The organism is Marinimicrobium locisalis, from assembly GCF_039822625.1.
GTDB lineage: Bacteria > Pseudomonadota > Gammaproteobacteria > Pseudomonadales > Cellvibrionaceae > Marinimicrobium > Marinimicrobium locisalis.
The window spans coordinates 75,050-97,702 of record NZ_JBDLLG010000016.1; the positions used below are offsets into that span (position 1 = coordinate 75,050).

The following is a 22,653-nucleotide window of genomic DNA, read 5'->3' on the forward strand; positions in this document are numbered from 1 at the left end:
TCCCTTCACAGAGTGGACTACGGGAGAGCACGCATGGGAGCCATTTTGGCCTTCATTTTGGGTATTTTGCTGGGGACGGTGGTCACCGCCGGCCTGTTACGCACCAGCGAGGCCCGCAATGTGCGCAATGCCGTGGCCAGTGTGCAGAGGTATTTGCTCAGCGACGATGGCGGCAAGCCCTTGGGTAAAATGACCACCAAGCTCAAGCTGCATCTGGATGTGATCAACGAAGCGGACGAGTTGGTTGCCCGCAGCCCGTGGGCCAGGCGCCAGAAACACCGCTTTGTGTCGTTGGCCGTGCAGATGATCCGGGCTCGGAACAAAGCCACCAAAGGTTTGAGCACGGTCCAGAAAATGCAGCTGGAGCAAGCCCAGGAGCGGCTGAAACAGTCGGGGGATTATTTGCTGGGCTACTGGCAGTTCCCAAGCTGGCTGTGGGTGCGGGCCACCATCGCGCGCGCCGTGGCGGCATTGAAGGCGCGGCAGGGGAAGCCGGCGGCGAAGCAGCAGGCCGGGGCCTGAGGTAGCGGAGAGTCATTTGTCAGGTCGCGCTTCGCTTATTCGACCGATATCTCGCTGACGATCAACGACGCATTCACCCCGCCAAACCCAAACCCGTTGCACAATACGTGCTTCGAGGCCCGCTGTCTGGCCGACTTGGGCACCAGGTCTAAATCCTTCACGACCTCATCCGCCTGGCTCAGGTTCAGTGTCGGCGGCAGGGTGCCGCTGCGCTGGGCCATAACGGAGAAAATGGCTTCGATACCCCCGGCGGCCCCCAGCAGATGCCCGGTGGCGGACTTGGTAGCGGAGATGGGAATGTCCCGCAGCTGCTCACCGAACACCCGCCGCAGGGAGGCCACTTCGGCCCGATCCCCCACCGGGGTGGAGGTGGCGTGAGCGTTGATGTGGTCAATCTCTTCGGGCTGCAAACCCGCCATCGCCAGCGCTCGCTCTATGGCCCGCGCCGCGCCCGAGCCGTCTTCCGGGCCGGAGGTAATGTGATGCGCGTCGGTGCTGGTGCCATAGCCGCTGATCACCGCCAGGGGCGTGGCGCCCCGGGCTTGAGCATGCTCCAGGGTTTCAATAACCAAAAGCCCGGCGCCCTCGCCCATCACAAAGCCGTCCCGGTCCCGGTCGAACGGCCGGGAGGCTTCCGAGGGGGCTTCGTTGTGCGTGGAGAGCGCCTTCATGGCATGGAAACTGGCCAGGGACAGCGGGTCCACACAGGCCTCCGCGCCACCGACCAGAGCCACTTCCGCTTCGCCGCTGCGAATCAGGCGCATACCATCGCCAATGGCTTGCAGGCCGGCGGCACAGGCGGTGACCGGACAACCCATGGGGCCCTTGAGGCCATGGCGAATGGAGACATTGCCGGCGGCCAAATTGGCCAAAAACGCGGGCACGGTAAAGGGCGAAAGCCGCTTGTACCCCCGCTGATTCATGGTGGTTTGCGCCTGGGTGATGGTGGGAAAGCCACCGATGCCGCTGCCAATCAAGGTCGCCGTATTTGCCTGATCGTGCTCGGACTCGGGGGCCCAACCGGCTTGGGCCATGGCCTCCTGAGCGGCCGCGAGCGCATAGACGGTAAAGCGGTCCATCTTCTTGCGCTCTTTGGGGCTGATTACCGAGGCTTCATCCAGTCCCGCCTCCTCGTCCTGTTCATGGCTGGGCACCATGCCGGCAACGCGAATAGGGAAGTCTGCCGTATCAAAGTGGTCAATGAGGCGCACGCCGGATTCAGCGGCCGTCAGCCGACGCCAAACCGCCTCCACACCGCAGCCCAGTGGGCTCACAAGGCCCATTCCGGTAATAACAATGGGTGAGTTCGCTTTCATTTTTCCTACCTCTAACACACGGGAATAAAGAGTAATGGAAAGCAGGCTACGCCAAGTTAATATATGATCAAGATAATATAGTTCGTCCCTGTTCGCCTCCCAGCGCCCAACGAGAGCCCTGACATGCCCTATTCCAAAGCGCACAAGTCCCGCTCAAAAGATCGTATTTTGAAATCCGCCAGCGAGCTGTTTGCCCGCTACGGTTTCGACAAGGTCTCCATCGGGCAGATCATGAAGCTGGCACGGATGACCCATGGCGCCTTTTACGGGCACTTCGAGTCGAAACAGGCGCTGTTTAAAGCTTACTTGGCCGATGCGTTTCAACGAAGCCCGCGCGAGCGGCTCGCCAAGGAGCCGTTTTCCGTCAAACACCTGACTGCGCTGGTGACCGACTATCTCAACCTTGGTGCCCTGAAAGATAGCACCGAACCGGGCCCGGAGTCGGTGCTGTTTAACGAAATCAGTAGCGATAAACCGGAAATTCGCCTGCTTTACGAGCAAGCTTACGAGCGAATGAAGACCATGCTGGAGCGGCGCATTACCGCCCTCAGTCGGCTGAAAAAGCTGCCATTCAAACCGGAGCCGACCATCGTCACGGAGAAGTCCCGATCCATTCTGGCGGCCATGGTCGGGGCGGTGGCGATTGCCAAAAGCATTTCCGCCGAGGAGGAACAGCAGCGCGTTCTCGATGCCGCCCAGCAACAGATTTTGACAATTTTGGGGCTGCAGGGCACCGCGGCAAGGCTGCAGGGGTAGCGGGAAGCCCAGCGGTGGTAGAATTGTCAGGGTATTTTGTCAGGTGGCGCTTCGCTTACCTGACCTACGCGGTAGGAAAGTACGTAGGTCAGGTAAGCCTAAGCGCCACCTGACAATCAGCTCATGAGCTAACTTCGGGTTGCGCACGGGTTCGCTGTACGGCCGCGTCCCAACCTTTGACCATTGCACTGCGCTCTTCTTCTGAAATCATGGGCTCGCAGCGGCGGTCCAGGGTCCAGTGTTGGGCCAAGTCGTTCAGGTCGTCAAACAGGCCCAGTTGAAGCGCCGCCAGCCGGGCGGCGCCCAAAGCGGTGGTTTCGATGATCTCCGGCCGCTCCACCGGCACGTCGACAATATCCGCCAGTGCCTGCAACAGCCAGTTATTGGCCACCATGCCGCCGTCCACACGCAAGGTTTCCGGCCGCTCGCCGGCGTCCTCCTCCATGGCTTTAAACAAATCCCGCGTCTGATAGCAGACTGCCTCCAACGCCGCCCGGGCCAGCTCCGCACGGCCGCTGTCGCGGGTCAGGCCGCAGATAACGGCGCGGGCGTCGGGCTCCCAGTGGGGCGCGCCCAGGCCGGTAAAAGCCGGCACGAGATACACCCCTTTGTTGGAGATCAGGCTTTTCGCCAGGGCTTCGGTTTCCGAGGCCTCGCCAATGACGCCCAGCTTATCTCGCAGCCACTGCACCGCGGCCCCGGCGACGAAAATGGCCCCCTCCAGCGCGTAGACCGGTTTGCCGTCAAAACGGTAAGCGATGGTGGTCAGCAGCCGGTGCTGAGAGAGCCGGGGCGCATCGCCGATGTTCATCAGCGCAAAGCAGCCGGTACCGTAGGTGCTTTTGATCATGCCCGGTTCAAAACAGGCCTGGCCGATCATGGCCGCCTGCTGGTCCCCGGCGACCCCTGCGATGGGTAGCTCGAAACCGTTTAGCCCTTCTATGGCCTTGCCGAAGTCGGCCGCACAGTCTTTGACTTCCGGCAGCATGGCTTCGGGCACGCCGAAGCGCTCCAGCAGTACCGGGTCCCAGCACTGGTCGTTGATGTTGTAGAGCATGGTGCGGGAGGCGTTGGTGGCGTCGGTGGCGTGCACCCGCCCCCCGGTTAACTTCCAGATCAACCAAGTATCCATGGTGCCGAACAACAACTGACCCTGTTCGGCCTTGGTGCGGGCGTTTTCGACGTTATCGAGTATCCAGCCAATTTTTGTGGCGGAGAAGTAGGGGTCGAGCAGCAGCCCGGTTCGAGCCCGGGTATCGTCTTCCAGCCCTTCTGCCGCCAGTGCCCGGCAGCGCTCGGCGGTGCGCCGGTCCTGCCAGACAATGGCCGGGTAGGCGGGCGTGCCGGTGTCCTTATCCCAGACGACGGTGGTCTCCCGCTGGTTAGTGATGCCAATACCCGCCACTGTCTGGCCTACAGGGAGCTGCTCCAGTACCTCCTGGCAGACGTCACAGGTGACCTGCCAGATTTCTTCCGGGTTGTGCTCAACCCAGCCATCATCGGGGAAATGCTGGGAAAACTCCTGCTGGGCCCTGGCCACCATGCGACCGTTCGGGTCAAAAATGATGGCTCGGCTACTCGTAGTACCCTGGTCAATCGCCAGAATCAGTTCGGACATATCAGGCTCCCTTTGGCTGTGCTTATCGTTGCCCTAAGCATAGCAACCCTTCACGTCGGTCAGGTCTCCCGCAAGGCAGTGGCAACCGGCAGGCGCGCCGCACGAACGGCGGGGAAAAAGCCCCCAACCAGGCCAATAAAAACCGCAGCGATAATGCCCTGAACGAGTAAATCCCCCGTAACGGCAAAATCAAAGACCACCTGACTAAAACTGGTGCTATTAATGGTGGAGACCGTGTAGCCGTTGAAGATCAAGTACACCACCACAGCCCCAAGCACCCCGCCAATCAATGCCAAAATCAAGGACTCAAGCAGCGTGGAGAACGCCACGGGGAAGGCCCCAAAGCCAATTGCGCGCAAAGTGGCAATTTCCCGTGTACGGGCAGAAACCGAAGCGTACATGGTGTTGATCGCTCCAAACACGGCCCCGAGCGCCATCAGCATCGCCAGGGGGTAGCCGACACCCTTGATAAACTTGCTGAGCGGCTCGGCCTGATCGGAGAGATAATCCGTTTCCCGTTGCACATCCATATCCAGTTGGGGGTTACCTGCGACTTCGGCCTGTAGCGCTTCCAAAGCGTCTTCCGAAGCGAGTTTGACCCTGAGACTTTGGAACGAGTTGCCCCGCCGGTAAGCCGACTGCAGCACCCGGACGTCGGTCCAAAGCTCGGACTCGGAGAGCCCGCCCCGGTCGGAGAAAACCCCAACCACGTCCCACTCCATTTGTCCGAAACGTATGGTGTTGCCTACATCCAGGCCGGCAAACTGTTGTTGGGCCGCACGCCCGACGATCAACTCATTGCGACCGGTTTCAAACCGACGCCCTTCAATGATTTCAATGCCGTCACGCACTTCAAACGCCCCATCCTCCACGCCCCTCAGCGGCACGTTGGAGGAGTTGTCGGTGCCGCGCTTGGGAATATCGACAATGACATAGAGCTCGGCGGAGGCCACCGGCTCGCCGGCGTCACGGCGCACCTGCGGCAACTGAGTGGCAACCTGGATTTCCTCAAACCCGAGGCCGCTGCTCATTTCCGAGGTGGCACCGGAGCGCATCAGAATCGCCGTGTCCGGCGAGCCGGCGGAGATCATGGTGCGCTGAAACCCGGAGGCCATGGACAACACACCGATAAACACACCCACCACACATGCCACCCCGAATACCGCCACAGAGGAGGCACCCAAGCGCTGAGGCAAATTGCGCAGGTTCATGGCACTGACGGTAAAAATTTGCGTAAAACCTTTCATGGTTACCGCCTCCCCAATGCTGTGACAATATTCAAGCGCATTCCCTGTATTGCGGGTATCGCGCCGGACAACAGGCCGAGAACCACAATGGCGACCAGCCCGTTGATCCAGACTTCAGCCGGCATGGCAAAACCGGGCAAAAACGCCTCCACTTGGCTGGCCGCGGCACCAATCATCAACCAGGCCAACCCAAGGCCGATCAACCCACCGATCAACGCCAATAGAATGGCTTCCGCGAGGATCATGATCAGCACTGATCGATCGGTAAAACCGAGGGTTTTCAGAATCGCCATTTCCGGAATGCGCTCGCGCACCGCCTGCGCCATGGTATTGGCGGTCACCAATAGCATGGTGAAAAAGACGGCCGCCAGAATCAGCCCAGTGATGGTGCCGATATCCCCGAACTGTTTCATGAACGATTCCATAAACGCTTTTTCAGTACTGGTTTTGGTTTCCGCCGGAGAGTTGGCGAACATGGCGTCGATACGGTCCGCCACCTCGCCCGCATTCTGCGGGTCGCTCACCTTTATCATCAACCAGCCCACCGTGCCTTTATCCCACTGGCGTGCTTCATCGAAGTACTCATAGTGAAAAAGTAGGCTTCCGCTGTCGGCGCCGGAGCCCTCAGCGGAAAAAATGCCTTCGACTTCAAACTCCCAGGTGCGGTTGCCGTTTTCCTGCGGAAACATGGAGGTCACCGGTACTCGGTCCCCCACTTCCCAGTCAAAGCGTTCAGCCAAAGAGGTCCCGATGACGGCGCCGATACGGTTCTTCTTCCAGGCCTGCATCTGCTCCTCGGGAAGACTAAGCAGATCGGAATACATTTCGAAGTAGGAGTCGGCCTCTACGGCAAACTGGGCGAATTGGTTTTTCGGGTCCTGATAGTAGCCACCTAACCAGTTGGCAAAGGTGACGGCTTCCACACCCTCGGTATTGCGCACCCGATTGACATAGCTATAGGGCAGGCTTTGTATCAGGGACACCTTGTGAATGGTAATGAGTCGATCCGCTCCCGCGATCTCCGCGCCCTGAGTAAACGCCGCATTCAACGAGCCCAGTGCGCCAAAGAGAATAAACGCCACCACAATGGACATGACGGTCAGCCACGTTCGTAGCTTCTTGCGCCCTAGATTTTTCCAGATGAAATAAAAATATTTCATGCCATCACTCCCCCGCCATCAGGGTACCCTTGTCGAGGTGCACGGTACGCTGGGCATACTCGGCGGCCAAGGGGTCGTGAGTGACCATGACAATGGTTTTACCCTGTTGCTGATTGAGCAACTGCAACAGAGACAGAATTTCATCCGCGGTCGCGCGGTCCAGGTCACCGGTGGGCTCATCGCACAGTAGCAGGTCTGGGTCGGACACAAGCGCCCGGGCAATCGCCACCCGCTGCTCCTGCCCACCGGAGAGTTCACCGGGCTTGTGTTTGGCCCGGTCTTTCAAACCTACCAACTCCAAGGCGGTGGCCACATGGTGTTTCCGCTGTTTCGAAGAGAGTTTGGTTAACAGCAGCGGCAGCTCGACATTGCGCTCCGCACTCAGTACGGGCATAAGGTTATAGAACTGAAAAATAAACCCGACGTGGCGCGCTCGCCAGCGGGTGAGTTGGCCGCGGCTGAACCGGTCGATACGCTCCCCGGCAATTTCCAGGGTGCCGTCAGTGGGGCTGTCTAGCCCACCGAGCAAGTTCAGAAGAGTGGTCTTACCGGAGCCGGACGGCCCCATTAGCGCGAGGAAATCGCCTTTGGGAATAGTCAGGCTCAGGTCGGATAAAACGGGCACGGACTCCTTGCCCTTACGGTAACTCTTTCCCAGGTTGCTACAGCGAACCAGCGCCGTGTCACGACCGGCGGCAGTAGCCGACGCTTGCGGATCGAGGGCCGCTTCATTGGCTTCAGACATAAGAGACTCCTTTACATTATTAAGGGTTAATTCGTGCTAACCGCCGCGCCTTCAACCAACCTGGACGGCGGATCCACGACATAGTGCTCGCCCGGCTCGAGGCCGGAGAGCACCACCAACTCCCCACCGGACCGCTCGCGGGCTTCAATCACACGTTGATGCGCCACCGCATCTTTTACTACAAACACCACGGGTTGACCGTTGCGCTCAACCAGCGCACTGCCGGGTATCAGCAGTGCGCTGTCTGATGAGCCCTGGCGGCGTTCTTCCTCTTCGAGAAAGGCCACCCGCACTCCCATGTCCGGCAGCACGCGCGAGTCCAACTCTTTAAAGCCTACACGCACTTTCACGGTGGCTTTTTGTCGGTCGGCGGTGGGCACAATGGCAATCACTTCAGCGGGGATAATCCAGTCCGGATACGCTTCAAGCGTGGCCTGCACCGGCTGACCGGAAAACACCCGCTGAATGTAGGCTTCGTTGACGTCGACTTCGATTTCGAGAGAGCCCATATCCACCAGACTGCAAATCCCCGTGCGGGTAAAGCCACCGCCGGCGGACACCGGTGAAATCATTTCCCCTGGTTGGGCGTCTTTAGAAACCACCACACCAGAAAAGGGCGCTCGCAGCACCAAGTCTTCCAGGTGTTGCTGTTGCAACTCTACCCTGCGCCTGGCGCTCAACACATTGGCGTCACGGGCAGAGAGCTGAGCCTTGAGAGAGTCGTAATTGCTGGTGGCTACGTCCAATTCGGATTCGCTGACGAGCTCGCGCTGGTGCAACGTCGCCACCCTATCCCGCACTCGGCGGGCTTCGATCAAGCGCGCCCGGATTTCTTCCAGTTGTGCCTGGGCAAGCGTCAGGTTGGCCTGTTCCACGGCAAGGCTCTTGCTGGCATTGGAATCATCAAGGCGGGCCACCACTTGGCCTTCGTCCACCGACATGCCCTCTTCCACGAGTACTTCCACGACTTTCGCGGTTACCTTGGAAGAGACGGTGGCATAGCGGCGCGCCGTCACATAACCGGTGGCGTCGAGTACGCTGGCCGCACTATTGCGCGCCTGGGTCACTTTGGCCATGCGAGTCTCGACATTGATGGGATCGGGCCGAGTCAGGGCCCAGCTAGCGCCAACCAGCAGCAGCAACAGAAGCGCCCCCCCAAGCACCCATGGCCATTTGGGAGAGGCGGAGTCGGCGTGCTCGTCGCGGTCAATCCGTAGCTGGGAAAGCAAGTCGCTTTTGTCGTTCATCCAAACACCGTCCCGGGGCTCATCGTTCTTATTACAAATAGGAATTGAGCGCCAACCCTTCGGCGCCCCGAAGCCTAGTGTCGCATTCCGCTTATAAATCCACAACGCTCAAAACGTACACAATTGTATTCACTGTTAAGTTCTTGTTTTTAAAAGAAAATGTGTGGATATACTGAAGGAGAGGAGCTAGGCGGGAAAACGCTTTGCCGGAATGTTTTAGATTGGATTGCGGTGAGGCATGAAACGCCGCACCTCGGAGGGGCGCGGCAAAGGAAGGCGAATCAGGCAAGCTCTGCGAGCACGGACTCAGTACTATCCAGGCCTTTTCCGGCGACCGCCCTCTGCCCAGCCTCTATATCCAAGACCACCCGAGCGCTTGTGTTGACGCGAATCCATGACGCCACAAAAACACAACTCGTATGCCCGATACAACCCCAAATATTATGCATAGTGTTCACTTCAGTCCGTCAAATCGTTTAGTTCTTTCACTTCATCGCTGCAGCAAACTTTTAAGCCGGAAATGTTTGCCATTTGATGGGCCAGGGATTGCATCTTCGCGAAACTATGAGGGTGGCCTACATCGTTTCTGAATCGTACAAAATCAGTAACACCCAAACGTTTAGAACCACCTACAAAACCAATATTATAATGACGAGTAGACCCTTGACCTTCCGACACAAGGGACCAACTAGTTTCAATGTATATTTTTTCGAAGTCACTATAGTTAAATTTATCTTCCCGAAAAACAAAGCCCAGCATTTTTCTGACAAACACGCCATAACCCCGATGTAAATACAGGCATGAGCGGTAGCCGCAGGCAGCGATGCCAATAATCGAAAACACCACCCCCATTACCAGCCAAGAAATCTTGAACCCCTCATCAAGATGTGTGATCACTTTGGTTAAACCTGCCACTCCCACTACAAGAGGCGTGATGCCGACCAACGTAAGGGCTATGGCGATATTAGTGCATCCAACTTTCATATTTTTATCACTCATTTTTATACATCGGCCCTGCTATACAATAATTATTAAGTGACGTGGATCATGATTTCTTTATAAAGCCAACTTCTATGTGGCCTTCAACACTAATATCCGCCTCGATGACGCCATCGCCGGTAGCCGGCCAACACTTAAGCTCTTGCAAGCTTTTGTTGACTCAAGGCCATAGTACTCCAAGTGCACAATATTGAAATTTTATACAACCAAACAATTACCTATAAACGTTACTTCAATCCGTTAAATCGTTTAGTTCTTTCACTTCATCGCTGTAACAAACCTTTAGGCCGGAAATACTTGCCATTTGATGGGCGAGGGATTGTATCTTTGCGAAGCTCTTAGGGTGGCCAACATTCTTTCTGAACCGAATAAAATCACCAATATCCACAGATTCGGACCTTCCAACAAAAGTAATGTCATAAAAACGCATAGAGCTGCTTCCCTCCGACACCATGGACCAAAAGGTTCCCACATATATGTGATCGAAATCGCTGTAGTTAAACGTTTCTTCCTTAAAAGTAAACCCCAGCATTTTCCTGACAAACACGCCATAACCCCGATGTAAATACAGGCATGAGCGGTAGCCGCAGGCCGCAAGACCCAAAACCGTCATAAGTAGAGCTGTCGCCAACTGAACGTGGGTCAGGCCCTCACCAGGATCCACGATTTCTTTCGCCAATCCACTCAGACCAGCCAGCAAAGGTATGATGCCGACCAGAGTTAGAGCGATGGCAACATTAGTACACCCGACCTTTTTAATATTGTGAATACTCATTATTAGACCTAGGCTCATCTATACGATAACTTTCAATATTGATGGAGCACGCCTTCAACTTCATACCTGGAAGACAGAATCCTCTCTTCGACGACATGAAATACAAAATCCCGTAGACGTTGAGTCACTGTCGCCCCGCCCATTGTCTTTGGGAAGAAGTGGGAGCCCCTGTCTTTGTCGCGAAGCTCTGCAAATTCTTCACCAACCCGAACGCACCCTACAAAACAAAAAAGTAGTAAGCGACACCACCAGTGCCATCCATTTCAACCAACTCCTCACTTTCACAATCGAAGTGCGCAACTTTTGACTCAACAAATAAGGGGTTATGGTACATAAACTCCAAGAAGCAATCACTGCCACTTGCGACAACGGATTTTACCTCAACCTCAACCTCATCCGCCCTGCGATCCAGTGACTGATACTCTTTCTCATCACTCGCCAACTTGGCCCGAAGATTGTTCAACAACCTCTCTTTTTTCGAACTTGATATTATATCTTTAAAGACAATGCCCTCTTTAGTGGAGCAAAACGAGAAGCAGCGAAAAATATCGTAATAAATAAAGTCTACAAATCCTGCTCTTTCAACTGAAAAATTTCCGTTGTTTCTGCAGTCGTTAACTACGGCCCCTGCAACGCCGTGGACGACCAACGCCGAACTGTCAACGAATTCATAGCCTCCGCTCTCCAAACGGTATCTCAAGACAACACACTGAAACCTTCCGTTGAGATCGCCCGACATAACTAGCGCCCTCCCAGCTCCAGCCTCCAAATCTAAGACATTGTTCGCACCAGACATGTCTCGGACGTAGTCGTAGGTCTGATGCTCAACCGAATATTCGTCTGCTTGGGATAACTCTTTTAAAGAGTCAGAAAACCAAGGGTTCACCTTTTTGAACTCTTCTAGAGACTTTGGAACCTTCTCCATGTAGTAGCGCGTATAAAACGAGCTCCAGTGCACGCCAGTCTTATCAAGATAGGGCAAATATATAGGCTGTTTTTTACTAAACAACAACCAACTGACCCCCAAAAAAATTCCAATCGTGATAATACAACAGATAACAAAGTAGCTATATTTTTTCATTATAAGAAGCCTTTAAAAAATTTCTGTTCCCCAACTACACTCTACTTTTCGAAGATGCACCATCCCTATACTGAAGTCTTCAACCCCAGCGCTTAGCTGGCCCTTGTCTATTTTAAAGCACCCCCCGCCAGCCGGTACATCGGGAGTTGAGCTCTGTTCTGGATTGAGGGTTGGCTTTTCAAGATTGCGCGGATATTCAAGGAAAGAGAACGCCGCGCCTCGAAGGGGCGCGGCAAAGGAGGCGAATCAGGGAAGCTCTGCCAGCACGGACTCAATAATATCCAGGCCTTCTTCCAGCACGTCGTCTTCGATGGTGACGGGCATCAGGAAGCGGATGGAGTTGCCGTACATACCGCAGCTGAGCAGGATCAGCCCTTTTTCCTTGGATTTCTTTAACAGCTCCGCCGCCAAATCCGGACGTGGCTTGCGGCTCGACTTGGAGTCCACCAGTTCAAATGCGGCCATGGCGCCGGCGTTGCGGGGGTTGTCCACGATGCTGTAGCGGTCCCGCCACTGACCCATTCGGTTGGCCAGTTTCTCACCCAGGCGCTGGCTCATGCCTAGAATGTCTTCCTCTTCGAACACCTCGAGCACGGCCAGTACGGCGGCACAGGAAACGGGGCTGCCGGTGTAGGTACCGCCCAGGGAGTTGGGGCCGGAGCTGTCCATGATTTTGTCCGTACCGACCACGGCGGAAATCGGCATGCCATCGGCCATGCTTTTGGCCATGGTCATCATGTCCGGCTCGATACCGCTGTGCTCAACGGCGAACATCTTGCCGGTGCGGCCGAAACCGCTTTGCACTTCGTCCACCACCAGGAGGATGCCGTGCTCGTCACAAATTTTGCGAAGCGCTTTCATAAAGCTTGGCGGGGCGGGGTAAAAGCCCCCTTCGCCGAGAACCGGCTCGATGAAGATGGCCGCTGTGTGCTCGGGGCTGGAGTCGGTCTTCAGAGTCATTTCCAGGCCGCGCAGCGCCTCTTCTTCGAAAACGCCATGGTAGGGCACCGGGAACGGCGCGCGAAATACCATGCCGGGCATGGGGCCGAAATCGCCCTGGTACGGATTGACCTTGCCGTTCATGGCCATGGTCATAAACGTACGGCCGTGGTAACCACCGTCGAAGCAGATGACGTTGGTGCGACCGGTGGCGGCGCGGGCAATTTTGACCGCGTTCTCCAGCGCCTCGGCCCCGGAGTTGGCCAGCATGACTTTGGCGTGACCGCGTACCGGGGTGATTTGGCTCAGTTTTTCGGCCACTTTCACGTAGCCCTCATAGGGCATAACGGTCTGGCAAGTGTGCATCAGTTTATCGAGCTGATCCTTGACCGCTTCCACCACTTTCGGGTGACGATGGCCCAGGTTGAGTACACCGATACCGCCGGCGAAGTCGATCATGCGATTGCCATCGGCATCCCAGACTTCGGCGTTTTTGGCATGATCGGCAAACAGGTTGTTGGGGCTGGCCGCGCCGGCCGCCACGTAGCGGTCCTTCAGGGCTGCCAAGCTCTCATTGCTTACGTTGCTGTCTTTACTCACTAGTTAATCTCCTGTTGTCGCACGTCGAGCAGAGGCGTAAAGCGCCTGCCCTAGGTGGGTAAAATAATCGGTAAAGGCGGCGTTAATGCGCTCTCGCTGCGCCCCCATTGGGTAGAGTCCGAGTTGTGCTTCCTCGGTCTGTCGGGTGCCCTGCACTAGAAACGAATTTTTAATCGGGGCGTCCTGTACATACGCCTCAAAGGCCCGGGCGCAAAGTTCCTCGGGCAGGGCGTAGTAAACGGTGCCAAGGCGCTGGTCCTGCGCGGCGGATTGCTCAAACAGCGCGCTCGGAGCGGTGCCTTGCTCATTCAATAACACGGCTTGGTAACAATTACGCAAATGCTCATTGAGCGGATGACTGACCGCTTCGGCATTGGCCAGCCAGGCTTTGGAGCCGAAGCTCCGCCCGGCGTGAAACGCTTTATCGCCAATATAGTGATCAAAAGCGTGAAACCATTCGTGGGCAATACTGCCCGGACCGGCGTTTTTGGCAAGCGCAAAGGTGTGAGTAGCGGGCTCGTAGTGCGCCGCGACCCCCCGCTGGCCGCCCTTGCCGTATTGCAGGGCCAGAGAGCCGCGCAGGGAGATGAGCGCCTCCGGCCCCTTCAGTATAGCCATCAAGTCACACAGGGCGCCGTAAAACAGATCCGCCGCACGCTGCTTTTCAGCCTCGGAAACCCAACGGCCCAGCGCAATGGAGCGAAACTGAAAGCGACGACGGATATCCAGAAAGGTGCGGCCGGTCTCGCCGTAAGCCGGCGCGGCACTGCGGTGAAAACGACGTGTCAGCAGCGAGGAGCCCGCCCGAGCGGTACTCTTATCCTCATTACATGCGGTCATGAAGTTGGTTTTTTCAGCAAAACAGGCGGACAGTATGACCGAAATCGCCGCAATTCACCAACCGGACCGGCTCACAGGGGCCAGACCCACAGCAATACTGGTGTGCCCACCGCCACCACAATAATCTCCATGGGCAGGCCCAGGCGCCAATAATCCCCAAAGCGGAAACCGCCCGGCCCGAGTATCAGAGTATTGTTCTGGTGGCCAATGGGCGTCAAAAATGAGCACGAAGCGCCGATGGCCACGGCCATCAGCAGCGTATCGGGGTTCACCCCCAACATCTGGGCGCTACTGATCGCAATTTGGCACATCACCGCCGCCGTGGCGGCGTTGTTCATAAAGTCGGAGAAGGTCATGGTAATGACCATGACAATCACCACCGCCGCCACAGCGTTGCCCTGGGCCAGGTTTTCCAGCAGCAGCCGCGCCATTAAATCCGCCGCGCCGGTGCTGGCCATGGCCCCCGCCACGGGAATCATCGCGCCCAGGAGCACAATGACCGACCAATCCACCGCTTGGTAGACGGACCTCAGGGGCACCACCCCCGTGGCCATAAACGCCAGCACGCCGGCGGCGAACGACACGGCCGCCGGCACCAGACCGAAGGCGGCCGCCAGGATCGCCACTGCCATGATGCCTACCGCCAGCGCCGCCTTGCCTTTGTCCGGCACGCCGATGGAGCGCTCGGCCAGGGGGATGCAGCCAAAGCTCCGGCCAAAGGCGTTGATGGCCTCACTGCCGCCCTGTAACAGCAGCACATCGCCCGCGCGGACCCGAATGGAGCGCAGTCGCTTGACCGAACGCTGCCCCTGACGGGAAAGCGCAAGAAGGTTGATGCCGAAGCGGCTGCGCAGTTGGATATCGCTGGCGCTGCGCCCCAGCAGGGTGGAGTCGGGCAGCGCCACCCACTCTTGCAAGGTGATGTCGCTCTCATCCTTTTCCGGCTCTTCTTCCGGCTCGGCCTCGTTTCGTAGAGACTCCGCCTGCTCTTCCTTGGCCGCTTCAGCTTCTTCGGCCGCTTCCTCGGCCTCAACTTCCTCTTCCAGCGCCAGACCTAGGCTGGATAACACAGAAGAGAGCGCTTCGGGCTCCGCTTCCAGCACCAGAACGTCCCCCTCCCGTAGTACCCGGCCGGGGTGCGGTGCCTGAACTCGCAAGTCATTGCGCACCAAGCCGAGAATCTGGGCTTCCTCTTCGTTGAGCAGGGCTTCAGCCTCCGCCAGGCGTTTGCCCACCACTTTGTTTTTGTCAGTGACCCGCACTTCGGTCAAGTATTTGCCGGTATCGAAGCTGTCCGCACCGGCCGGCTCCCGGCGCGGTACCAGTCGCCAGCCGATCAGGGTAATGAATACCACCCCCGTGATGGCCACCATGGCGCCCACCGGGCTGTAATCGAACATGCGAAAAGGCGCCTCGCCAATTTCGGCGCGGAAGCTGGAGACGATCAGGTTGGGCGGGGTACCAATAAGCGTGGTCATGCCGCCGAGGATGGTGCCAAAGGCCAGGGGCATCAGCACCCGACCCGCCGGCACTTCCTGCTTGCGAGCCAGTTGGAGCGCCACCGGCATCAGCAGCGCCAAGGCTCCTACGTTATTCATAAACGCAGAGAGCGTCGCCCCCAGGGCCGTCAATGAGGCTATGCCCACCGCCAAGCCGGCCTTTTGCGGCAGCAGCTTTTGCGCCACCACGTCAATGGCACCGGTGGTTTGCAGCCCCCGGCTCAAAATCAACACACAGGCGACCGTCACCACCGCGCCGTGGCCAAAGCCGGTAAAGGCTTCGTTGCCCGGTATCAGACCGGCAAACACACAGGCGAGCAAAGCCGCCAGCGCCACCATGTCGTGTCGCCAGCGGCCCCACAGAAACAGCCCCATGCTGGCGCCGAGAATGGACAGAATCAATAGCTGTTCGTGGGTCATAGCGGCTTTCTCGGAAGGCTCTTCGTAACAATTTGTGGCATGTTACGACAGCATATCAAGCTTTCCGAAGAAAAAAAGTAGGCGAGCGACGCCAGCTTTGCGACTGCGCTGGATAAGCCCGGGGCGTGATGGCCCCGGGTTACTCGTTTCTCCCCGTTACGGCTGTAGATTTAGTTCGTAAACCACCTCACCTTTTTCATTGACCTCCAAGACCAGTGCGCTGGGGGCTTGGTCGGCCACGAAATTGCGCGCACGCTCAGTATTTGGGACGCTGAAAGTGAGCATCAAATCGGTGCTGCTCTCAATGGGCGCAAACGACCAGTTCCCGTCAGCGGTAGGGGTGACTGGGCTGTTATCCCGAATATAATTAGCCAGCACGGTGCGGTTGGCGTCAGGGGAATTAATTACCACATGGTCGCTACCCGTACCGGGAAAGGTGCCGCCGTTTGCGCGGTAGTTGTTCGTGGCGATAATAAACTCTTGGTCATCCGCCACGGGTTCATCTTCGTACCGAAGGCTAACAATACGTTCGGCGCCCTCGTTAACCAGGCTGCAACTGCCGTCAAAACGTGGCGGCTGCGTGACATCTATTTGGTATTCCACCCCATCAATGACATCGAAATTGTAGGTGGGAAACCCCGTGTAATTGACCAGGGCTTGACGCTCGGTTTCCGTGGGGTCTATTTGGTGAAACTGCGACGCCGAACATTCCAACCAGCCTTTTAACTCCTGGCCAGTGACCCTTACCGCCACCAAGGTGTTGGGGTACAAATACAGGTCGGCGGCATTTCGCAGCGTTAGCTCGCCCCTGGGGACGGTCGTAAAACTGCTTTCTTGGCTACAGTCGCCCTCTCTGTCGCAGGCTTTAAAGGGAGCGGCGGCAGACAGCACTGGCAGATCCTGCAAGTTGACATCACCCTCGATGAGGTCTTCCACATAAGCCTTTTGCGCGTCGCTGACAATCTGAATCGACGGGTCGTCCTTCACCAGCGCCAGGAAGCTAAACATATCGTCAGTTGACTCACCGATAGGCGTGTTCACATAATCGCGAGTGGCCCTGTGGTCGTCTGCCAGCTTGGTGGCTATTACGCCATCGGGCTCCACCGTAGGCTCACCATCCGCCATAATGGGGCGCGCTTCGACCTGAGAACCAATGACGCTCCAGGTATCCGTCTCAATATCATACTCCAATTCAAGATCGACAATACCGAGATGACTGCCCCAGTAGCCGGGCATTACCGCCGGCACTCCTCGAATGGTGCCGCTCTCAATATCGACGCCGGGCGTTTCAGCGAAACTATCTGAGGGGAAAACCAAGTGGCTGTGACCGAACATAATGGCATCGATACCGGTCACATCGGCCAAATACCAACTGCTATTCTCCGGCAGGCTCTCTTTCGAATACTCTTTAGTGCTAATGCCTGAGTGTGCAATCGCCACCACCAAGTCGGCGCCTTCTTCTTTCATTTTCGGCACGTAGCGCTCGGCCATGGCTCTAATATCCTTGGTGGTTACCCGGCCCTCGAGGTTGCCTTTATCCCACTGCATAATTTGCGGCGGAACAAAGCCGATAAAGCCAACCGTAATCCCGTGGGCGGCTCCCTGCTCATCTTGCACCGTTTTATCGACGAGCTTATACGGCTCAAAGTACAGTTCATCATTTCTTGGATCATCGTCGCCATCGTCTATAAATATATTGGCACTGATATACGAAAAATTGGCGTCGTTAACACTTTCAGCCAAAAATTCCAGTCCGTAGTTGAACTCGTGGTTGCCGTAGTTGGCGACATCGTAGTCCAATTCGTTCATAGCCTTATAGACCGGGTGTACCTCACCGGACTCAATGCCTTTGGCGCGCCGCCAATCGCCCATCGGGCTACCCTGAATCAAGTCGCCATTATCGACCAGAACTGAATTACCCACACCGTCCATTTCATCCCGCGCCTGGCGAATCAAGGTCGCCGTGCGCACCAATCCGATGCCTGAATCTTGCTGTCCGCTGTAATAGTTGTAATCCACAACGTTCGCGTGGATGTCTGTGGTTTCCATAAGGCGGAACGTCACCGCGGCCGTTTTCTTTTCCGGTGTTGGCCGGTCGCCACTTTTGTCGCTTTCGTTGTCATCGTCGCCGCCGCAGGCCGTCAGTAGCAACGTGCCGAACAATGATAGTACGACGAGTGTCTTATCGATGCTTATCATAAGTGTACCTTATCTATTAGCCGTATTTAGGGGCAGCCACTGGCCACAGCCAGGTTGCTGACTGACTCGATACTGGGGTAGTTCATATAATCATCCCGAACGCCCTGAACCTCTATCACTTCCTCGATAATCTCTGGATTGTTCGCGGGACTGAATTCGGCACGCTGCGCGGATTCGAGTTTTACATACACGGTGGTGCTCGAGTTTAGGTCTGAAAGCTCTAACGCATACGGGTCGTTTACCCCACCGATAACTTCACCCATGACCGACAGGGGCGTGCCGATGGAGCTGGCATACGCCTCACTCACCGAAACAGAAGTGGAGGAAGCACAACCGCTTCCCTCCGGTTGCACGAGCTGCATGTGAGTCACCGCCTCGATACTCGGCTCGGTCATATAGTCATCCCGTGTACCGGTCACCTCCAAGGTCTGGCCGATGACGCCCGGGCTGTTTTGGGGGCTGAACGGGTCGCGGTACTGACTTTCGAGCTTGATATACAGCGTGCTGGAGGCGCTGTGTTCATCCGCCACTTCCAGTGCGTACTCACCATTGATGGCTTGAGTGATAACGCCAACAACGGTCAGTGTTGTGCCATTGGGTTCGGCCAGGGCGTCGCTCACGCTTTGGCCGCCCGTCGGAGCAGAGGAACCACCCCCAACCGGGTTAGGCGCCCCATAAGCACCATCGGCAAAACTGGCCGGACTCCAAGGTTGGTAACCACCACTGGGGCTGGACCAGGGTTGACCGTTGTCGGGGTCGCTTTGCTCCTCCTGGGTTTTGGGATTGGGCGTGGCGGTACCGGCCGGATGCGCGCTGCTGCCGAAGTGGGTATAGTTCTCTGGCGTAGCCAACCAGTCGACCATGTTAATCGATAGCTGCGCCGCATTGCCCGCATCGGTCCAGCCGGGGTAAGTCGTTTTCACACTGCCACTGTCTTGACGCCGGTAGCGAGGCGAGTTGTCCTCAATAGGGCTGGAGTCACCGATGAATGCCGCTTTACCCGCACCCGCTTTGGCGATAGCAACGTAAGGCCCTTCGGCTTGACCGCCAAAATACAAGCCCGAGTCCACCGCATGAGCCCATGGCGAGGGGTTGTCCGAAGGCGAGAAACGCACCAAGCCTTTGGCCTTGCTAGGGTCGGTAATGGCCAGGGTCCCTCCGCCGGCCATTAGCACAGGCGTAACGCCCTGGGTAATGCCCTCGCTTTGCGCGAGGGTAACAATGTCGCTCACGCCCGACTTATAGTCCACTGCATTAAAGCGAAAGCGAATACCAAAGTTCTGGGCCAACCAACCCGTCGTTCCACTGCCTGGGTTGCGCAAGTCGCCGTAGGCGCCGCCAATATTAAATTGGCTGAGGGAGGAGCGATTATATCCGTTGAATACTTCAGTGCTATCCCAGCTATTTAGGTTGCGATCGGCGTTGTAGTGATCGCTGATAAAGAATATTCCCTTGCCATTTTGAACAAACGCCTCGAGTGCCGATTGCTCGGCCTGCGTGAAAGGCCGATTACTCTCGGCCAATACCAGCACATCGGCATCCGCTATGCCGGCTGAAGTAATTACCGCCTCATTGGCGGCGCTGCTGGAGGGGCTGGGATTGGTGTAATCATCGACAAAATCAATCACACCGTCGGCGTCTTTATCGACCCCGCGATACTCCTTCACCGTATAGCCGGCGGACACCAGCGCATCGGCAAAATCTGAAAAGGCCCCGTCAATGACCCAGTCGGCATTGCCTTCAGTCCCCCCGTGAGAGACGTCAAACAGTACCATTTTGCCATTGTCGCTGCCTGGTGCGGGGGTCTTTACCGGCGCCGGATAGTTCCATTGATAGGCAAATGCGTTTGCGCAAAAAGCCCACACTAGTGCCGCTGATACCAACGACATTCTGAAGCCGTAACGTTGAAACATACATTACCCTTGCTATTGGTCGAATCAATGAATAGGCCACCGTAGAGCAACAATGTGAATGGTTTGTGAAGCTAAGGTTATCGTTGGTTTACTGGGCCGGTACGATGGCGACAGTTTCAACGTGGGGACTATTATGCAAAGGCGGGACTCGTTGAATAGTGCGATAAAAGCTAGCCCCAAAGGCGCCTCGATCGGGCAAGGGCCGCTACTCCAGACGCAGGTTATCGAGGTATATCCAGCGGCTGTGTTCAAGGCCCGAAGCAAAGAGCATCAAACGCTCAACACTGGCCATATTCATGGCTCGCTGCTCCGGCGCCCGCTCAACATCGCGCAGGGCAATCCGAAATTCATTCCACCCCGGTTGCAGCAATAGTCGGCCGTTATAGCGATCCTTAAAAGCGCCCTCCCCTCGGTCGTGCCGGGTATCGTTAATGCGGAGCGTGAGTGCCAAGGGGGATTCATCGGGGTTATACAGCGAAAGCTTGAGCGCCTGGTAGCCTCGCCAGTTGCCAACCAGCTGCTTGAGGTGAACACCGGAATAGCGGGTATTGGGGTCGCCTCCAAGCTTTACCGCCAAGCTGTATTGGCCTTCGGCCACCGGGGCGGGCACGCGCTCGACCGCCCCCTCCCAAAAGGGCAGTGCCAGGCGGCTTTCGAAGTTACCCAACACCGGAAACTGATGTTGCTGCTGCCACTGTGCCAACCCCACCACCAGCACCACCTTCACTTGCCAGAGCACCAACCCGGCGGCCAGAATCCGACCCATCCAAACTCGCCGACTGGCATGCTGCCCCCAGAAGAGGCCGAGCCAAGTACCGGTGACATTGCACAGCACGTCATTCCAACCGGCCTGGCGCCCCACCAACGTCTGAGCGCCTTCGATCACGGCACTCATCACCAGTACCACCAAGGTCACCAACAGCCACTGCCGGGGGTGGGGCAAGGGCCAGCGGGCCTGCCACCAGAAAAACAGGCAGCTAAAAAACAGCCAATGCCCTTGATTCCAAAGCTCGCGCACCACCGGCGGGGAAAGCCAGTCCGGCCCGCCGATGAAAAACAAAGGGGAAGCTGCCAGTACCAGCAACAGCAGAGCATCGCGGGGGCGCCAGCGCGAAGCCGCAGAGGCGGGACCCATTCAGTACCGCACCTCACCCATGCCGTTGAACTGCTTTGCCAAGTTGGTGGCGTAGTTGTCGGTCATGCCGCTGATGTAGTCGATCACCGCCATCAGGGCCTGATATTTGTAACGACCGGTTTTAGCGAAGACCGAAGGGTGGAAGTTGTTGTCGCCGATCAGTGCAAGGACTCGGTTGTCCTTGTAGGTCGCCCGACCGGGATCACCCAGCAAGGCATCCACCGCGCCACACAATGTGCCGAGCAAAGTGCCGATGGTGTTGTAGGCCCCGATCTCCAGCTCGACCCGCTTGGCGTGGTTGAAAATACGCTGTTTTGCCAAATCTTTCGCGCCCTGCACCGCCTCGCGGACGTTGTCCTCGCACAGAGAAATCAAGTCGCCCTCAATACGGCCGGCGAGGAAGTCCGAGCGGTGTTTCATAAATGCCTCGGTGCCCGCATCAATCAACGCTTCAATAACCTTGCCTCGCAAAATCGCCGGTTTTCGGCCATCATCCACCCGAGCCAGGTTACGCTCGAGGTCGGGAATCTGAGCCGGTTGAATCACTTTGCGGAGAATTTCATAAATTTCCGGCCAGGCGAGGATGCCCATTTCCAAGCCGTCTTCCAGGTCCAGAATGCCGTAGCAAAAATCGTCGGCGGCCTCCATCAGGTAAACCAGCGGATGGCGGCAGTACCAATTCTCACCCACGGGTAACAGTCCGGTTTCATGGGCGATCTCATGAAAGTAATCAAGCTCGGTCTGAAATACACCGTACTTGTTATTCTTGGGCCGCCGGTTCTGCACGCTGGGCGTGGCCGTCCAGGGGTATTTGATGGAGGAGGCCAGGGTGGCGTAGGTCAGCCTCATGCCTTCTTCGTATTGGTAGTATTCTAGGGTGGTCAGCACCCGAAGGCTCTGGGCGTTGCCCTCGAACAGGCGGACATCGTCGCGCTCGTCTTCACTCAAATCCCTGAGGTAGACTTGGCCTTCTTTTTGAAACCAGTTGCGAATGGCCTCTTCCCCGGTGTGGCCGAACGGGGGGTTACCAATGTCGTGGGCGAGGCAGCTCGACTGGACAATGTCCCCGATATCGGTCGGCACCAGCGGTTTGGGTAGCTCGCCCCTCGCCTGCAACGCATTGCCCACCCGCATTCCCAAGGTGCGACCGACACAGGCCACTTCAAGGCTGTGCGTTAGGCGATTATGCACATGGTCGTTGGCGGCCAGCGGATGCACCTGGGTCTTGCGAGCGAGCCGACGAAACGCCCCGGAGAAGACAATCTTGTCGTGGTCGGAGTAGAAAGGGGAGCGCCCCTCCTCGCTTTTGGCCGGGCGACGCCCCAGCCGTTGTGCGCACAACAGTTGTTCCCAATTCATCGCCATTGGCTAATCCCCGCCTACTGTCTGGGCTAATTTAGTAAAGTACTCGCAATGTAACCTAGCACGCTGCTGAAAAACTACCCGAGTCGGTCACTTTCGCCGCCCCTCGGCCGGCCTGCCATTGACCACAAGGAACCACAGTGGGTTCGCCGAGCCTTGCACCAACATTGCCCGCCCGAGCGCCTCGCTGCCCAAGCGACGCGCACCCAAGCCATGATGCTGGGCCCGCCCGCATCCTCCACTTTCCCCAGAAGCCTGGCTAACCCTCTGTTTTTACAGA

General features: G+C 57.1%; 18 protein-coding genes. 2 read left to right on the top strand and 16 right to left on the bottom strand.

The window, feature by feature from the left end:
• Nucleotides 1–33: 33 nt before the first annotated feature.
• Nucleotides 34–522: a hypothetical protein gene (locus AAE514_RS11485; protein ID WP_347331684.1), complete on the top strand. Its 489-nt coding sequence runs from the start codon at nt 34–36 to the stop codon at nt 520–522.
• A 35-nt stretch (nt 523–557) separates the two neighbouring features.
• Here the strand turns inward: AAE514_RS11485 and fabF are convergent, their stop codons facing one another.
• Complete coding sequence (fabF, locus tag AAE514_RS11490) at nt 558–1,838, bottom strand: beta-ketoacyl-ACP synthase II (RefSeq protein WP_347331685.1); 1,281 nt, start codon at nt 1,836–1,838, stop codon at nt 558–560.
• A gap of 123 nt (nt 1,839–1,961) precedes the next feature.
• Between fabF and AAE514_RS11495 the strand changes: the two genes are divergently transcribed.
• On the top strand, nt 1,962–2,594 hold the full coding sequence (locus AAE514_RS11495; RefSeq protein ID WP_347331686.1) for a TetR/AcrR family transcriptional regulator: 633 nt from the start codon (nt 1,962–1,964) through the stop codon (nt 2,592–2,594).
• Between the two features lie 121 nt (nt 2,595–2,715).
• On the opposite strand, the gene glpK is transcribed toward AAE514_RS11495, so the two are convergent.
• From glpK to AAE514_RS11570, 15 genes are all read right to left on the bottom strand, one after another.
• Nucleotides 2,716–4,212: a glycerol kinase GlpK gene (gene glpK, locus AAE514_RS11500; RefSeq protein ID WP_347331687.1), complete on the bottom strand. Its 1,497-nt coding sequence runs from the start codon at nt 4,210–4,212 to the stop codon at nt 2,716–2,718.
• 59 nt (nt 4,213–4,271) lie between these two features.
• Nucleotides 4,272–5,459, bottom strand: coding sequence for an ABC transporter permease (locus tag AAE514_RS11505; RefSeq protein ID WP_347331688.1), 1,188 nt, complete (start codon nt 5,457–5,459; stop codon nt 4,272–4,274).
• A 2-nt stretch (nt 5,460–5,461) separates the two neighbouring features.
• Nucleotides 5,462–6,619, bottom strand: a complete 1,158-nt coding sequence (locus AAE514_RS11510) for an ABC transporter permease (RefSeq protein ID WP_347331689.1) — start codon at nt 6,617–6,619, stop codon at nt 5,462–5,464.
• Between the two features lie 4 nt (nt 6,620–6,623).
• Nucleotides 6,624–7,364, bottom strand: a complete 741-nt coding sequence (locus tag AAE514_RS11515) for an ABC transporter ATP-binding protein (RefSeq protein WP_347331690.1) — start codon at nt 7,362–7,364, stop codon at nt 6,624–6,626.
• Between the two features lie 26 nt (nt 7,365–7,390).
• Nucleotides 7,391–8,611 (bottom strand): efflux RND transporter periplasmic adaptor subunit, encoded by a 1,221-nt coding sequence (locus AAE514_RS11520; protein ID WP_347331691.1) that lies wholly within the window; start codon nt 8,609–8,611, stop codon nt 7,391–7,393.
• Nucleotides 8,612–9,070: 459 nt separating this feature from the next.
• On the bottom strand, nt 9,071–9,610 hold the full coding sequence (locus AAE514_RS11525; protein WP_347331692.1) for a hypothetical protein: 540 nt from the start codon (nt 9,608–9,610) through the stop codon (nt 9,071–9,073).
• Between the two features lie 232 nt (nt 9,611–9,842).
• Complete coding sequence (locus tag AAE514_RS11530) at nt 9,843–10,385, bottom strand: hypothetical protein (protein ID WP_347331693.1); 543 nt, start codon at nt 10,383–10,385, stop codon at nt 9,843–9,845.
• 217 nt (nt 10,386–10,602) lie between these two features.
• Complete coding sequence (locus tag AAE514_RS11535) at nt 10,603–11,466, bottom strand: hypothetical protein (protein WP_347331694.1); 864 nt, start codon at nt 11,464–11,466, stop codon at nt 10,603–10,605.
• Between the two features lie 246 nt (nt 11,467–11,712).
• Nucleotides 11,713–13,005, bottom strand: a complete 1,293-nt coding sequence (gene gabT / locus AAE514_RS11540; protein WP_347331695.1) for a 4-aminobutyrate--2-oxoglutarate transaminase — start codon at nt 13,003–13,005, stop codon at nt 11,713–11,715.
• A gap of 3 nt (nt 13,006–13,008) precedes the next feature.
• Nucleotides 13,009–13,845, bottom strand: coding sequence for a CLCA_X family protein (locus tag AAE514_RS11545; protein ID WP_347331696.1), 837 nt, complete (start codon nt 13,843–13,845; stop codon nt 13,009–13,011).
• Between the two features lie 71 nt (nt 13,846–13,916).
• Nucleotides 13,917–15,764 (bottom strand): SLC13 family permease, encoded by a 1,848-nt coding sequence (locus AAE514_RS11550; protein ID WP_347331697.1) that lies wholly within the window; start codon nt 15,762–15,764, stop codon nt 13,917–13,919.
• Nucleotides 15,765–15,920: 156 nt separating this feature from the next.
• On the bottom strand, nt 15,921–17,963 hold the full coding sequence (locus tag AAE514_RS11555) for a bifunctional 2',3'-cyclic-nucleotide 2'-phosphodiesterase/3'-nucleotidase (RefSeq protein ID WP_347331698.1): 2,043 nt from the start codon (nt 17,961–17,963) through the stop codon (nt 15,921–15,923).
• Nucleotides 17,964–17,989: 26 nt separating this feature from the next.
• Entirely contained in the window at nt 17,990–19,852 is a 1,863-nt protein-coding gene (locus tag AAE514_RS11560; RefSeq protein WP_347331699.1) for a hypothetical protein, read from the bottom strand.
• 229 nt (nt 19,853–20,081) lie between these two features.
• On the bottom strand, nt 20,082–21,011 hold the full coding sequence (locus AAE514_RS11565; RefSeq protein WP_347331700.1) for a hypothetical protein: 930 nt from the start codon (nt 21,009–21,011) through the stop codon (nt 20,082–20,084).
• Entirely contained in the window at nt 21,012–22,376 is a 1,365-nt protein-coding gene (locus AAE514_RS11570) for a deoxyguanosinetriphosphate triphosphohydrolase (protein ID WP_347331701.1), read from the bottom strand. It abuts the gene before it with no gap.
• Nucleotides 22,377–22,653: the final 277 nt, after the last annotated feature.